Annotated in this window: 11 protein-coding genes; 2 read left to right on the top strand and 9 right to left on the bottom strand. The window is 69.4% G+C overall.

Features of this window, described 5'->3' with window-relative positions; genetic code table 11:
• Genes DACI_RS16530 through DACI_RS16510 form a run of 5 tightly spaced genes read right to left on the bottom strand, consistent with a single transcriptional unit; the run spans position 1 to position 5,703 of the window.
• Positions 1–1,995, bottom strand: a complete 1,995-nt coding sequence (locus DACI_RS16530) for an ABC transporter permease (protein WP_050771849.1) — start codon at positions 1,993–1,995, stop codon at positions 1–3.
• Positions 1,995–3,227 carry an efflux RND transporter periplasmic adaptor subunit gene (locus DACI_RS16525; RefSeq protein WP_012205120.1) on the bottom strand — a complete coding sequence of 411 codons (1,233 nt, stop codon included), beginning with the start codon at positions 3,225–3,227 and terminating at the stop codon, positions 1,995–1,997. The genes DACI_RS16530 and DACI_RS16525 overlap by 1 nt, the downstream gene beginning before the upstream one ends.
• 49 nt (positions 3,228–3,276) lie before the next feature.
• Positions 3,277–3,654 carry a DUF3325 domain-containing protein gene (locus DACI_RS16520; RefSeq protein ID WP_012205119.1) on the bottom strand — a complete coding sequence of 126 codons (378 nt, stop codon included), beginning with the start codon at positions 3,652–3,654 and terminating at the stop codon, positions 3,277–3,279.
• The gene (locus DACI_RS16515) at positions 3,651–5,366 is read right to left on the bottom strand and encodes a PepSY-associated TM helix domain-containing protein (protein WP_012205118.1); all 1,716 of its coding nucleotides are present in this window, start codon (positions 5,364–5,366) and stop codon (positions 3,651–3,653) included. The genes DACI_RS16520 and DACI_RS16515 overlap by 4 nt, the downstream gene beginning before the upstream one ends.
• A 1-nt stretch (position 5,367) precedes the next feature.
• Positions 5,368–5,703: a DUF3649 domain-containing protein gene (locus DACI_RS16510; protein ID WP_012205117.1), complete on the bottom strand. Its 336-nt coding sequence runs from the start codon at positions 5,701–5,703 to the stop codon at positions 5,368–5,370.
• Between the two features lie 714 nt (positions 5,704–6,417).
• Here DACI_RS16510 and DACI_RS16505 point away from each other — a divergent pair.
• Complete coding sequence (locus tag DACI_RS16505; protein WP_012205116.1) at positions 6,418–6,789, top strand: hypothetical protein; 372 nt, start codon at positions 6,418–6,420, stop codon at positions 6,787–6,789.
• A 3-nt stretch (positions 6,790–6,792) separates the two neighbouring features.
• On the top strand, positions 6,793–7,050 hold the full coding sequence (locus tag DACI_RS16500; protein ID WP_012205115.1) for a hypothetical protein: 258 nt from the start codon (positions 6,793–6,795) through the stop codon (positions 7,048–7,050).
• Between the two features lie 126 nt (positions 7,051–7,176).
• On the opposite strand, the gene fhuE is transcribed toward DACI_RS16500, so the two are convergent.
• The 4 genes from fhuE to DACI_RS16480 form a co-directional block, all read right to left on the bottom strand.
• Positions 7,177–9,699, bottom strand: a complete 2,523-nt coding sequence (gene fhuE, locus DACI_RS16495; RefSeq protein WP_012205114.1) for a ferric-rhodotorulic acid/ferric-coprogen receptor FhuE — start codon at positions 9,697–9,699, stop codon at positions 7,177–7,179.
• Positions 9,700–9,840: 141 nt separating this feature from the next.
• Positions 9,841–10,824, bottom strand: coding sequence for a FecR domain-containing protein (locus DACI_RS16490; protein WP_012205113.1), 984 nt, complete (start codon positions 10,822–10,824; stop codon positions 9,841–9,843).
• Positions 10,825–10,829: 5 nt separating this feature from the next.
• Positions 10,830–11,312 (bottom strand): sigma-70 family RNA polymerase sigma factor, encoded by a 483-nt coding sequence (locus DACI_RS16485; RefSeq protein ID WP_043783467.1) that lies wholly within the window; start codon positions 11,310–11,312, stop codon positions 10,830–10,832.
• Positions 11,313–11,438: 126 nt separating this feature from the next.
• Positions 11,439–13,919, bottom strand: a complete 2,481-nt coding sequence (locus DACI_RS16480) for a TonB-dependent siderophore receptor (protein ID WP_012205111.1) — start codon at positions 13,917–13,919, stop codon at positions 11,439–11,441.
• Between the last annotated feature and the right edge of the window lie 3 nt (positions 13,920–13,922).

Raw genomic sequence — 13,922 nt, 5'->3', positions numbered from 1 at the left:
TCACTCTCCCGCCAGCGCGCGCACCGGGTCCAGCCGCGCCGCCGTCTTGGCCGGCATGTAGCCGAACACCAGGCCCGTCACCACGGCGCAGGCAAAGGCGCCCAGCATGGCGCGCACCGAAAACACCACGGGCACGCCCGCCACGATGAGCACCACGCCCACGGCCAGGCCGGCCAGCAGGCCCACCGTGCCGCCCACGAAGGTGACCAGGCTGGCCTCGGTCAGGAACTGGCGCAGGATGTCGCGCTGGCGCGCGCCCGTGGCCATGCGGATGCCGATCTCGCGCGTGCGCTCGCGCACCGTCATCAGCATCACGTTCATCACGCCGATGCCGCCCACCACCAGGGAGACGGCGGCAATCAGGCCCAGCATCACCGCCATGCTCTGGCGCGTGGCCGCCTCGGCCTGGATGCGCGCGGCCGCGTTGCCGATGCCGAAGTCCTCGCGCCCGCCGTGGCGCGCCAGCAGCAGCTTGCGCATGGCCTCCTCCGCCTCGTGCACCACGTCGGAGGACATGGCCTCGATCACCACATAGTCGGGCTGGGTCTGCGACTGGTAGACGCGCGCCCGGCCCGAGCGGTAGGGAATGAAGACCATGTCGTCATAGTTCTGCGCCCCCGAGTCCGCGCCGCGCTCGCTCATCACGCCGATGACCTCGAAGGCCGATGTGCCGATGATCAGCTGGCGGCCCAGCGGGTTGGGCGTGTCGGGGAAGAAGTGCTGGTGCGCCTTGTGGCCCAGGACCACCAGGGGCGCCAGGTCGCGGTCCTCGGCCTCGGTGTAGTAGCGGCCCTGGGCCAGCTTCCAGTGGTGTACCAGGGGCATCTCCTCGCTGGCCGCGAACACGTAGATCTGCTTGTCGGCCTTGCCGTAGCGCACGGTGATGGGGTCGCCGATCACGGGCATCACGCGCCGTATCTCGGGCAGCTCGCGCACGGCGGCCAGGTCTTCCTCGGTCATCTGCCCGGCCGGCCCGCCCGTGGCCGGCGGCTTGCTGCCCATGTAGAGGATGGCCGTGCCCATGGTCCCCATCTGCTCGACCACCTTGCGCCGCGCGCCCTCGCCAATGGCCAGCATCACGATGACCGAGGCCACGCCGATGACGATGCCCAGCAAGGTCAGGCTGGTGCGCACGCGGTTCATGCGCATGCCGCGCCAGGCGCTGCGCGCGGCCTCGAACAGCTCGGCCAGCCAGGACGCGCCGACGCTGCCGCGCTGCGGCGTGAGCGGCAGGGCAGCGGCACCCGCATTCACCCCGTTAGCGGCATCGTCGCGCTGGCTGTCGCTGGTGATGCGGCCGTCGCTGATCTCGATCACGCGGCGCGCCTGGGCGGCCACAGTGCGGTCGTGGGTGATGAGGATGATGGTGTGGCCCGCGTCGGCCAGCTCGCGCAGCAGGGTCATGACCTCGGCGCCGCTGTGCGAGTCCAGCGCGCCCGTGGGTTCGTCGGCCAGGATGATCTGGCCGCCGTTCATCAGCGCGCGCGCAATCGACACGCGCTGCTGCTGCCCGCCCGACAGCTGGTTGGGCCGGTTGCCCAGGCGCGAGCCCAGGCCCAGGCGCTCGAGCAGCGCACGGGCGCGCCGCACGCGCTCTTCCTTGGGCAGGCCCGCGTAGATGGCGGGCATTTCCACGTTCTCGCTGGCGCTTTCGCTGGCTATCAGGTGGTAGCCCTGGAAGACGAAGCCGAAGGCCTCGCGCCGCAGCCAGGCCAGCGCGTCCGAGTCCAGCGTGGCCACGTCCTGGCCCTGGAAGTGGTAGCTGCCCTCGCTGGGCCGGTCCAGGCAGCCCAGGATGTTCATCAGCGTGGACTTGCCCGAGCCCGAGCTGCCCACCACGGCCACGAACTCGCCCGCGCGTATCTCCAGGTCGATGCCGTGCAGCACGGTGACGGCGGGCTGGCCGCTGTCGCCGCCGCCGTAGTGCTTGGTGATGCCGCGCAGCTCTATCAGCGGTGCGGTCAGCGGCGCGCCGGCCTGCATGCCCTGCGCCATCACCATTGCAGCCACCGCAGGCCACGGTCCAGAGGCGTCTCGCCGACGATGACGCGCTCGCCTTCCTGCAGGCCCTCCAGCACCTCGGCCTGGTGGCGGCTGCGCACGCCCAGGCGCACGGTGCGCTGCTCGGGCTGGCCCTTGGCGTCCAGCACGCGCACGGTCTGCGTGCTGCCTGCCTTCTCGGCGTTCTCTGCCTTTTCCGCCTTGTCAGTCGTTCCCGCCTTGTCGGCCACGGCCATCAGCGGCACGGTCAGCGCCTGCGCGGCCTGCCCGGTGACGAAGACCACCTGGGCCGTCATCTGGGGCATCAGCTCGGCGTCCTCGTTGTCCACATCGAACAGCACGGTATAGGCCACGGCCTTGGTGGCGGGCGCAGGCGCCTGGCCCGCATTGCCGCCGGCCGGCGCCTGGCTGGCAGAGGGCGAAGGCAGCACCTGGCGCACCTTGCTGGACCAGCGCCGGGGCCTGGCCTGGTCGGCGCCGCCCAGCGTGGTGAAGTACACCGGCATATCGTCGCGCACGCGGCGCACGTCGGCCTCGGACACTTCGGTCCACACCGTCATGGCCGACAGGTCGGCAATGCGCAGGATGTTGGGCGTCTGGTAGGTGGCGTTCAGTGTCTGGCCCTCGCGCGCCTCCACCGACACCACGGTGCCCGCCATGGGCGCGTAGATGCGCGTATAGCCCAGGCGCGCCTCGTCGGCCTTGAGCGTGGCCTGGGTCTGGTCGATCTGGGCCTTCAGGTGCTCCATGCGGGCGCCGGCTGCGGCCAGGTTGGCTTCTGCGGTCTGCAGGTCTTCCTCGCGCGTGGCCCCGTCGCGGGCCAGCTGGCGCTGGCGCGTGAGCTGCTGCTCGGCCAGCTTGCGCAGCGCCTGCTGCTCGGCCAGCTGTGCGCGCAGGCCGGCCAGCGAGGCACGCCCCGCATCCACCGTGGCGCGCTGCACGCTGGGGTCGATCTCCACCAGTAGTGCGCCCTTCTCCACCTGGGCGCCGGGCTCCACGCGCAGCCGGGTGACCTGGCCCGACACCTGGGCGCCCACGTCCACATAGCGGCGTGGCTGCAGCGTGCCGATGGCCGTGACGGTGGACTCGATATCGGTGCGCGCCACGGTCTCGGTCTGGTAGGCCACGGCAGGCCGGCTGGACCACCAGGCGGCCGCGCCCCCGGCCGCCGCCAACAGGACCACCGCCACGGCGATGGCTTTCCAGCGTTGCTGCGTGCGCGTCATGCTTGCCTCCCGACCACACACACCCCGAACTGGAACGAAAGCAGGAAACTCATCTGAAAAACCCCGTAGTACCGAAACTGAAACCAATCCACGCAAAATCCGCCACGGCAAGCACGCCAGCCAACCAGGCCAGCCGCGCCGCCCAGCGCGCATGGGCGCTGATCAGGGCCACGGCCATCAGCGCGCCGGCGGACACAAAGCCCAGCCAGGCCACCGTGCCCACCGTGCCGCCCCAGCCCGAGACAACGGGCACAAGGGCCAGCGCCAGCAGCGCCGTGCCCAGGCCGCGCAACTGCGGGCCGCGGCGGGCCGGCAGCTCGCGCGCGCCGGTCAATTGTTCGTAGTGGCGGTCCATGGCAAAGGCCAGGGCCGCCATGCCTGCAAAGGCCAGGGCCAGTGCGGCCAGGGATGCGTGCAACGTGCTCATGCCTGCACCTCCGAGGGGCCGGCCACGGCGGTCTGGCCTTTGGCCGTCCTTGCCTTGGCGGCGGCACCCGCGCCGCGCCGCGCCAGCCAGCGCCAGGCCCAGGCGGCCGCCAGCCCCGTGGCCAGGCAGAACAGCTCCACCCCGGCGCTTTCCCAGTCGCCCTCCAGCATGTGGGCCGACAGCGGCTCGCCCACGGTGATCCAGTTGAGCAGCGGCAGCAGCAGGCACAGCATGGCCAGCAGGCCCATCTGCTGGCGCCAGGCCGTGGCCGGCGCGCAGGCCAACGCATGCACCAGCGCCAGGCCCCACAGCCCGAAGAACACGGCCAGCTCCCAGTCATCACGGTGCGCCAGGCCCACGGGCACCAGGCGGTTGGCCCACAGGTAGCCGATGCAGCCCAGGCCCAGCCCGGCGATGGCCGCCACGTTCAGGCCCTCGACCAGCCGGTACACGCGCGCCGTGGCGCTGCCGAACTCGCCCTGGTGGCGGCTGCGGCGCTTGACCATGAAGAGAATGGCGCCCGTGGCCATCATGGCCGCGCCCGCCAGGCCGCACAGGAAGTACAGCCACTTCATGGCCAGCCCGCCGAACTTGACCATGTGCAGCCCGCCCATGACCGCCTGGGCCAGCGAGGGGGTGCCGCCGTCGGCGCCGCCGGGCAGGCGCACCTGCAGCACCTCGCCCGTGGCGGCCGAGAACATGGCCATGCCCGAATTGGGGCTCAGGCGCTGATGCGCACGGTCATCGCTGTTCCAGCCGTAGACGCCGATGCGTGCCGACGCATCGCCGGGATGGTTGACGACCACCGCGCGCACCGCCTGGCCCATCAGCTCCTGGCCGCGCCGCGCAAACGACTCCAGATCCGGCACGGCCATGGGCTTGCCGGAAGGCGCGGGCGGCCCGGCCTCGGTCATGTCGGCGATGAAGGCCGTGCGGGCGGCCTGGTCCGTGCCATAGACCGTCCAGACGCCAACGGGCATGAAGCTCAGGCTGGAGATGGCGATGCCGGTATAGGCAATCATGAACTGGAAGGGCAGCGTCAGCACCGCCACGGCGTTGTGCGCGTCCAGCCAGCTGCGCTGGCCCTTGCGTGCGCGAAGGGTGAAGAAGTCCTTGAAGATGCGCTTGTGCGTGATCACGCCGCTGACCAGTGCCACCAGCATGGCCATGGCGGCAATGCCGATCACCCACAGTCCTACCTGCCCTGCATGCAGTTCATAGTGGAAATCCACGAAATGGTTGCCGCCCATGGTGGCGCGCGCGGCGCCGTGGCCGTGGCCGGCCCCCATTTCCTCGCCCGTGGCGGTGTCCAGCTCGGCATCGGCGTATTCGCGCCTGGCGTCGAACCAGTAGACATGCAGGTCGCCGCCGCCCTTGTCGTCGGACGGCCAGATCTCCCACATCTGCGCGCCCTGGTGGTGCTTTTGCATGTAGGCCGCGCCCCAGGCCAGGCGCTGGCCCAGGTCCGCACCCTGCCCGGCCGGCGCGGCGGCGCGCGCTGCCGCCTCGGCCGCCTCCTCGGCATGGTGCTCGGGCGTCATCCAGTGCGTGATGGCTTCCTGGAACACGGCCAGCGAACCCGTGAGGAACACCGCGAACAGCAGCCACGAAAACCACAGCCCGCACCAGGTATGCAGCCAGGCCTGGGCCTGGCGGAAACCGCCCGTGGCAGCGCCGCTGCCGGGGACCTTGCCGATCTGCGCCTTTGCCATCTCAAAGGCCTCCGCCATTGCGCGCCAGCAGCAGCGCGGCGCCGCCCATCAGGGCCGCAGGCACCAGCAACCCCAGCCAGACCCGGCCCGCCGAAACCGGCGAGAACGCCCAGATCACCGCCAGTGCGTGCAGCGCAAAGCTCCACTGCATGCCGGCCAGCACGGCATCGACACGCGCGCCGGGCAGCGCAGCGGCCAGGAAGGCCGCCAGCGCGCTGGCCAGCGCATAGCCGCCAAAGACGGCGGCCAGCAGGCGGGAAACCGCAAGCAGCCCCGGATGGGTGGGTTTGGCGGAATGACCGGATTGGCCGGAATGGCTGGAATGGGAAAGGGACATGTATTGGGTTGTTCAGAAAAGCGGCAATGCAAATGCCGAAAGCGATGGCCGTGACGGCCCTCCTGATACATGACAAACGAGATTGAAAAAAAGGCCAGCCGCAATGGACAGCGGCCTGGGTGGTTGCCGGCCTACGCCCGGTGTTGCTGTGCCCGCCCGCAGGCCGGCATGGGGCTGGCGCTCACCCTGCACGCGGAGTGCGGTGAAGGAGGCGGACAAATCCATGGGGCTGGATCATAACCGCGTAAAGAAGAATCATTCTCAATGAACGCAACGCATGCCGGGCTCTTTCAGCGGTCCCTGGACGATCCCTGAAAGGGCGAGATGGCAAGGTGCAACGGGCCGCAAAGCGACTTTGCGCACGCCGCACGCGCTATCATCCGCACCAGCCCCCTGTCACGGGGCCGGTGCTTCAAAACACCCATTTAGTAAGCGGTGCTGCCTCCCCGAAAGCGAGGCCTTGTCACGTCTGGATTCCGGGCTGTGGACGCTCGTCCACGCCCCTGCGGTTTCGGGCGGGATGGGGCTACCCGTAAGGGCGTCCGCACATCTTGCTGTGTGTTTTGAACATCCCGTCCACCTGTTTCGTGCTTCAAAACGCGGAGTCGGTGGTTTCAGTCTCAGTAAGGAGCACGGAAACATGACTGCCGTTTCTCTGGCACTCGCCTGCGCGCCCTCTTTTGGCGCCGCCCTTTCCACACGGAGGGCCCAGGCATGAACCCCGCCCAGCCCAAATCCGCCACGGACAGCCACACCACGCGGCAGCTGTCCAATGCCCTCACCCAGGTGGACCATCTCGTGCAGCAAGGCTGTGCAGAGATCTCCTCCATCGCCCAGCTCGCCCTGGCATGGCTGGAGACGCCCAAGGGCCATCGCCACATGGACGTGGTGGCCCGCGCCCTGCAAAGCATCCGCGACAGCGCCGAGACGCTGGCCGACTACGCAGGCACCGAGGCCCAGGCCATGGGCTGCGGATTCGAAGACGCGGCCGAGATGCGCCGCGCCGAAGCGGCCGAGGCAGCCGCCAAAGCCATGGCGCAACTGCTCGACTGCCGCACCCATGAGCCGGTGCGCCCGCAGGGCTGAGGCATGGCCATGGACAAGGACACCCCCAGGACACAGCCCCCCAGCCTGCACCAGTTGACCAGCGCCATCACCGAGATCCACAGCAGCGTGCAGGAAAACTGCACCGAGATCTCGGCCCTGGCGCAACTGGCCCTGGCGGCAGTGCATGCACCGCAGGAGCACCACAGCCAGCAGGCCCTGGCCCATGCATTGCGCGCCATCCGCGACAGCGCCGACCTGCTGGCCGGCCATGTGAAGGTGGAGGCCCGGCGCGTGGTGTAGCACCCCTCCGCCGCCTGCCCCGCGATGACTCTGCAAGGGCGGCTGGCTCCGCAATGTGCGCCAGCGGCCTGCACCGCCGTCATCGGCTGCTGCCGCGCAAACGCCACCCCCCTCACAGGGAAAGCTTCACCACTTGTAGTTCAGCACCGCCATGGCCTGGCGCGGCGTGCCGAACTGGCCCTGGCCGTCGATGTTGACGTAGTACTTCTTGTTGAAGAGGTTGTTCAGGTTCAGCTGCAGCGAGAGCCTGGGGCTGAAGGCATAGCGCGCCATGAGGCTGGCGGTGGCGAAGGATTTCTGCTCGAAGACCAGGTCATTGCCCGCCACGAAGACGCTGGCGCGGGTGCGGCTTTGCCATTGCAGGCCGCCGCCCACGGTGAGCTGATTCCATCCAGCGGGCAGGCGGTAGGAAGTGAACAGCTGGGCCTGGGTCTTGGGCGCCCAGGCGTTGATGGACAGGCCCTGGGCGTCACGCGCGACGGTGTGGGCAATGCCGGCCGACAGGTTCCAGCCCGTGGCCAGCTCGCCCGAGACCTGGGCCTCGAAGCCCTTGCTGGTCACGCCCTTGGCGCCGTAGTAGGCGAAGTCGGTGGTGCCGGGCGCGACCTGGCCTTCGTCCAGCTGGGCCACGTTGTCCTGCTGGATGCGGAAGACGGACAGCGAGCTGTTGAGCCTGCCGTCCAGGTGCTCGCCCTTGATGCCGATCTCGAAGCTCTTGCCCGCCACGGGGTCCAGGTAGCTGCCGCCACGGTCGCGGTAGTTCTGGGGCTGGAAGATGTCGGTGTAGCTGGCATAGGCCGAGAAGCCTTCGCTCAGGTCCAGTACGACGCCGGCATAGGGGATGAAGACATCGTGCGAGCGGTTCTCGCTCAGGCTGCGCACCTTCCAGCTGCTCTGGCGCCCGCCCACGATGAGCTTGACCGGATCGGCCAGCGACAGGCGCAGCGCGCCGTACAGCGCGTCCTGGCGCGTGTGGTCCAGGCTGCTGGTGGTCAGCGGCCCCCAGGTGGGCTCGGCATAGGAGCCGTCCCATTGGTAGTAGTTGCCCACGTCCTGCAGCGGGCTGGTGCGCGCATGGCCGGCCTTGTGCTCGCGGGCGCGGCTGCTGGTCAGGCCGACAACGGCTTCATGGCGGCGCCCGCCCAGTTCCCAGCCGCCCGTCACCTGCAGGTCGGCGCTGTTTTGCTGGAAGCTGTATTCGGAGTAGTTGGGCAGGGCTGCCATGCCCAGGCCGGTGGTGATGTCGGGCTGGCGCATGAGGTACAGCAGCTTGGCGTCGTAGGCGCTGTCGCGGTGCACGAAGTTGGCCTTGAGCTTCCAGTCGTTGCCGAAACGGTGCTGCAGGTTGGCGAAGATGTTTTTGTTGGTGCTGTTCCAGCGCGTCCAGTTCGCGGCCGTGGTCTTGGAGGTGCTCCAGTCGGCTGGCATGCCGTTCGTGAAGACCAGCGGCAGGCCGCCCCAGGTCGAGCCGGTGGGCCGGTTGGCCTGGTAGTCGGCGCCCACGCTGAGCGTGGTGTCGGGCGTGAGGTCGGCATCGATCACGCCGTAGAAGACCTGCTTGCGCGCGTGGTAGAGGTCCACATGGGAGTCGCGCTCTTCGGCCATGCCTGCGACGCGTGCGCGGATGCGGCCGTCCTGCGTCAGCGGCATGGACAGGTCCACCGTGCCGCGATGGTGGTTCCACGAGCCCACGCTGGCCGAGGCCGAGCCCGTGAACACCTTGCTGTTGGCGTGCTTGCGCACCATGTTGATGGAGGCCGACGGATTGCCCGCGCCCGTGAGCAGGCCCGTGGCGCCGCGCACCACTTCGACGCGGTCATAGATGGTGGTATCGGTGCCCGAGTCCCCGTAGAACGACAGGCCGATGGAGGTGGGCACGCCGTCGTACTGCAGGTTGTCCACGTAGAAGCCGCGCGAGTAGAAGTCCGAGCGGTCGCTGTCCGAGCTGACGACATGGATGCCGGTGACGCTGCGCATGGCGTCGTTGAGCGAGAGCAGGCCCTGGTCCTCGATCTGCTGGCGCGTGAGCACGCTGACGGACTGCGGCGTGTCGCGCAGCGACAGGCTCAGGCCCGTGGCTGCCGCCGTGGCCGGCGTGGTGTAGGAGCCCGAGCCTTCGGTGGTGGGGCTGGCCTGGGCCGAGGCCGTGACCAGCACGGTCCTGAGTGTCTGGGAGGACGGCGCGCCTGCCGCACCCGCAGCGGAGGCGGCCGGCACCACGGGCATCTCGCGCAGGGTGTAGCCGCCACCGGCCGAGCGCACGGCCGCCAGCGGCGTGCCCAGCAAGGCGCGGTCCAGCGCCTGCTCCACGGTGAAGCGCCCGCTCACGCCGCCGCTGCGCAAGCCTTCGGTGACGGCCGAGCCGAAGGTGACCAGCACGCCGGCCTCGCGGCCGAGCTGGTTGAGCACGCTTTCCAGCGGGCCGGCCGCAATGCTGTACTGGCGTTGCTGCGAAGCACCGGCAGCGGGCTGCGCCCAGGCCTGTGCCGGAGCCAGGGCGCCTGCGGCAGCCAGCCCCGCCAGCGTGCCCGCGCACAGCACCTGCAGCGCCAGCGCCACCGGACGTAACGCCGGGGCCGCCTGGGATGGGCGGACGGTGGAGGCGGCAGTCTGCCGCATGGAGTTCTGGCGCATGGTCTGAGGGCGCATGGAAAGGCCTTGTTGCAATGGTTGTAGAGAAGCGTTGGCGCACGCTGCGGTGCGCTCCTGTCTCTGTTGACAGCCATCGCCGGCAAATCAGCTCACATTTTTTTCAGGAAAGTGCGAAGGCCTTCATGCAGGCCGTGCCGCTCATGCCTTGCCCGCCCCGGCAGGCCGCACCATCACCCAGTAGCGCGAGAAGGAGTGGATTTCCACGGGCAGCGAGGAAGTCAGCGCGGCCAGCACGCGGTCGGTGTCGGCCAGCGGATAGGCGCCGGAGACGTGCAGGCCGGCCACGGCCGGGTCGCAGCCCAGGCGCCCGCGCCGGTAGCGGCCCAGCTCGACCAGGAAATCCTCCAGCCGCATGCGCGAGGCCACCAGCATGCCTTCGGCCCAGGCGCTGGCCGCCGTGTCCAGCGCGCCGGAGTGCACGGCCTGCTGGGCCGTGAACGTGCCCTGCTCTCCCGCAGCTATGCGCTGCGGGGCATGCGGGGCATGCGCGGGCCGCAGTTGCACGGCGCCTTGCAGCACGCCCACTTCAACGGCGGACTCGCGCTGGCGCACCGTGAAGCGCGTGCCCAGGGCCTGAACGGCGCCCATGGCGGTCTGCACGATGAAGGGACGGTGCAGGCTGTCCGGCGCAGTCTGCACGAGGATTTCGCCACGCACCAGCTCCAGCACGCGCTCGGCCGCGCCGTAGCGCAGGTTGAGGGCGCTGCCGGTGTTGAGCACCACGCTGCCGCCGTCGGGCAGCGGCAGCGTGCGCTGCTCGCCTACGGCAGCCACCTGGTCGGCCGTCCAGCCGCGCCAGGCCTGCGAGCGCACGACGGCTGCGGAGCCTGCGCCCGAGACCAGCAGCACGGCCAGCGCCTGCACCGCACGGCGCCTGCCGGCCGAGCCGGGTGCGGCCAATGCGGCCCGCGCCAGCGGCATGGGAATGCCGGCCATCTGGCTGCCCATGGATTCGATGCGCTGCCAGGCGGCCTCATGCTCGGGGCTGGCCGCACGCCAGCGCTGCAGGCCATCGTGCTGCCGGGCCTGGGCCTTGCCGGAGTTCAGTTGCAGCCACCATTGCACGGCCTGGCGGGCCACTTCGGCAGAAATGGGGGAAGAAGTGGAAGGGAACGCCTGCATGCCGCCTACTCCGGGAAGAAGCAGCGCATGGCGGCCTTGGCCAGATGCCGCTTGACTGTGGAGACGGAAATCCCCAGCTCGGCCGCGATCTCGCCATAGCCGAGCCCTTCGAGCTGGGCCAGCAGGAAGGCCTGCTTGGCCAGCGCGGGCAGGCGGCCCAGGCGGCGGTCTATCTCGACCAGGGTCTCCAGCACCATGAGCCGGACCTCGGGCGGCGGCGCCACGGGCTCGGGCATGGCGGCCAGCGCATCGAGATAGGCCTGCTCGATGGCGCGGCGCCGCACCTGGTTGATCAGCAGGTTGCGCGCAATGGTGGTCAGGTAGGCGCGCGGCTCCTGGAGCTGGTCCAGGCCCTTGGCGCCCAGCACCTTGAGGAAGGTGCTCTGCGCCAGATCGGCCGCGTCGAAGGCATTGCCCACCTTCTTGCGCAGCCAGCCCTGCAGCCAGCCGTGGTGGGCCAGGTACAGGGATTCGACATGGGCGGACAAGGAAGGCGATGGGCTGGACACGCGGCGACCCGAGATTGAGAATAATTCTCAATTATAGGCAACTGCGACCCTCTTGCGGCCCAGCTCTGCCGCTTGCTGCTGCAGTCCGTTCCTCCTGGCCGCGTTTCAGAACTTGCCGCGCAGGGTGAGCGTCGCGCTGCGCGGTGCGCCGTAGACATTGCCCCAGGCCGGCGCGCCGATGGTCTGGTAGTAGGTCTTGTCGAACAGGTTGGCCACGCTCAGTGCCACGGACCAGTTGCGGTCGATGCGGTAGCCCAGACGGGCAGACCACACGGCATAGGCTGGCTGCACGTCGGTGATGGCGCCCACCGCGCGCGAGCTGGCGGTCTGGAAGTTGACGCCGCCGCCCACGTTCCAGGCGCTCCATTCGCCCGGCAGGCGGTAGTCGCTCCAGACACGCAGCATGTGCTTGGGCGTGTAGGTGCTGGCGAACTCCACGCCGGCATTGGAGGTGTTGTCCAGGTACTTGAAATGGCTGAAGGTGTAGCCGGCAAACAGCTGCCAGCCACGCGCCACCTCGCCGCTGATCTCGGCATCCAGCCCCTGGCTGCGGACCTTGCCCACGGAGACATAGCAGTAGGTGCTGGCCGAGCAGGGGTTGACCAGGTCCTCTTCGGCGCGGTTCTTCTGGTCGATGCGGAACAGGGCCACGGCCGCGTTCACCCTGCCGTCCAGCAATTCGCCCTTCATGCCCACTTCCAGATTGCGCCCCTTGATGGGTGCCAGCAGGTCGCCGGCCGCCGTCACGGCGTTCTGGGCCTGGAAGATGTCGGAGTAGCTGGCATAGGCCGACCACTGGTCATTGAGCGCATAGACCAGGCCGCCATAGGGCGTGATGACGCCGCTTTCCTTGTACGGGTCGTTGTAGGCCTCGCCCGTGTTGCGGTAGTTGCTGCTGCCCGTGAAGCGGGTGACGCGGGCGCCGCCGATCAGGGTCAGCGCATCGGTGAGGCCCAGCCGCGCCACGCCATAGGCGCCGGACTGGGTCATGCGGGTGCGGCTTTCATCGCCGCGATAGCGGTTGGCCAGGAATTCCGCGCGGGACGGCTCGCGGATGGCGGCGCTCGGGTCGAACACGTTGTTGGGCAAGCCCATGCGGATCAGCGAATAGTCGCTGTCGTTGACCATGCGGCCCGTGTTGGCGCCAAAGCTCAGCGAATGCCGGCGGCCGAAGGCGTCGAATTTGCCGTCCACCGCCACGTCCAGGGTCTTGTTGTCGGTGGTGACATCAAACAGGCCGGCATACATCTCGTTGCCCGCCAGCGTGGCGGGATTGATCGCCCCCAGGGCGAAGGCGTACTTCATGTCGTGCTTTTCCCGGGTGTAGCCCGCCGTGGCCTTGACGGTCCAGTCCGCGTTGAAGCGGTGCTGCAGCTCGGCAAACAGCGATGTCTGCTCGCTGTCCCAGCGGTTCCAGTCCGCGCCCAGGAAGGTGGAGCGCGGCAGCCGCAGGTCCGCACCGTCGGCATAGCGCGGCAGGCCCTGGAAGAACGGCGTGGAGCGCAGCCGCTCGTGGGTGGCGCCCACCGTCAGCCGGGTCTGGGAGCTGAGGTCGTACTCCAGCACGCCGTAGAGCACGCCGGTGCGGCTGCTGGCCACGTCGTAGAAATAGTCGCGGCTGTTGAGGCTGGCGACCACGCGCCCGCGCAGCGTGCCGGCCTCGTTGAGCGGGCCAGTGGCATCGATCTCGCTACGCAGGTTGTTCCAGGAGCCCACACTGGCCGATACCTCCAGCTGGCGCTCTGCCAGGGGGCGCTTGCGCACCATGTTGATGGCCGCGCTGGGCGAGCCCGCCCCCTGCAGCAGCCCCGTGGCACCGCGCACCACTTCCACGCGGTCCAGCGTGGCGGCGTTGCTGGTGAAGTTGTCGGCCTGCGGGTAGTAGAAGGCGCGGTTCACGCCATCGAACTGGTAGGTATCCACGCGGAAGCCGCGCGAGTAGACATAGCGCCCGCCCATGGGGCTGTCGTACATGGTGATGCCCGTGGTGCTGGCCAGCACGTCGTCCACGGTGTTGAGGTTCTGGTCGTCCATGCGCTGGCGCGTGATCACGCTGATGGACTGGGGGATGTCCTTGATCGCCTGCTCGCCCTTGCCCACCGTGACCGCGCGGGCCGCGTAGCTGCCCGTGCCTTCGCTGGTGGCGCTGCGCTCGGCGCGGGCCGTCACCTGCACTTCGTTCAGGACCGTGGTGGAGCCGGCAGCAGCGCCGGCCGGTGCGGCCTGCCTGCGCAGCGTGTAGCTGCCATCGCTGCGCGCCACCATGTCCAGCCCGCTGCCGGCCAGCAGGCGCTGCAGCGCCTGCTGCGGCGCGTAGTGGCCGGACAGGGCCGGGCTGGTGAGCCCTTCGGTCAGCGCAGGATCGAAGGACAGCGAAATGCCCGCCGCCGTGGCCACGCCGGCCAGCGTGCGGCCCAGCGGCCCGGGCGCGATCTGGTAGGTCTGGGCTGCGGGAGCGGGTGTGGGAGCAGGTGCCGGTTCGGCCGCCTGCACGGCGCCTGCGGCCAATGCCATGCCCAGCAGGGCCAGTCGGGCGGCATGCGCCAGGGGGTGGAAGACGGGATGCGGCATGGGTACGGCAGGCATGGA

Origin of the sequence: Delftia acidovorans SPH-1 (assembly GCF_000018665.1) — a bacterium.
Lineage (GTDB): Bacteria > Pseudomonadota > Gammaproteobacteria > Burkholderiales > Burkholderiaceae_C > Comamonas > Comamonas acidovorans.
This window is presented reverse-complemented; position numbering and strand designations above follow the sequence as displayed.

What these genes read in the sequence shown, in the direction of transcription:
- DACI_RS16530 (WP_050771849.1), bottom strand. Translation starts at nt 1,995, where the DNA reads ATGGCGCAGGGCATGCAGGCCGGCGCGCCGCTGACCGCACCGCTGATA.
- DACI_RS16525 (WP_012205120.1), bottom strand. Translation starts at nt 3,227, where the DNA reads ATGACGCGCACGCAGCAACGCTGGAAAGCCATCGCCGTGGCGGTGGTC.
- DACI_RS16520 (WP_012205119.1), bottom strand. Translation starts at nt 3,654, where the DNA reads ATGAGCACGTTGCACGCATCCCTGGCCGCACTGGCCCTGGCCTTTGCA.
- DACI_RS16515 (WP_012205118.1), bottom strand. Translation starts at nt 5,366, where the DNA reads ATGGCAAAGGCGCAGATCGGCAAGGTCCCCGGCAGCGGCGCTGCCACG.
- DACI_RS16510 (WP_012205117.1), bottom strand. Translation starts at nt 5,703, where the DNA reads ATGTCCCTTTCCCATTCCAGCCATTCCGGCCAATCCGGTCATTCCGCC.
- DACI_RS16505 (WP_012205116.1), top strand. Translation starts at nt 6,418, where the DNA reads ATGAACCCCGCCCAGCCCAAATCCGCCACGGACAGCCACACCACGCGG.
- DACI_RS16500 (WP_012205115.1), top strand. Translation starts at nt 6,793, where the DNA reads ATGGCCATGGACAAGGACACCCCCAGGACACAGCCCCCCAGCCTGCAC.
- fhuE (WP_012205114.1), bottom strand. Translation starts at nt 9,699, where the DNA reads ATGCGCCCTCAGACCATGCGCCAGAACTCCATGCGGCAGACTGCCGCC.
- DACI_RS16490 (WP_012205113.1), bottom strand. Translation starts at nt 10,824, where the DNA reads ATGCAGGCGTTCCCTTCCACTTCTTCCCCCATTTCTGCCGAAGTGGCC.
- DACI_RS16480 (WP_012205111.1), bottom strand. Translation starts at nt 13,919, where the DNA reads ATGCCTGCCGTACCCATGCCGCATCCCGTCTTCCACCCCCTGGCGCAT.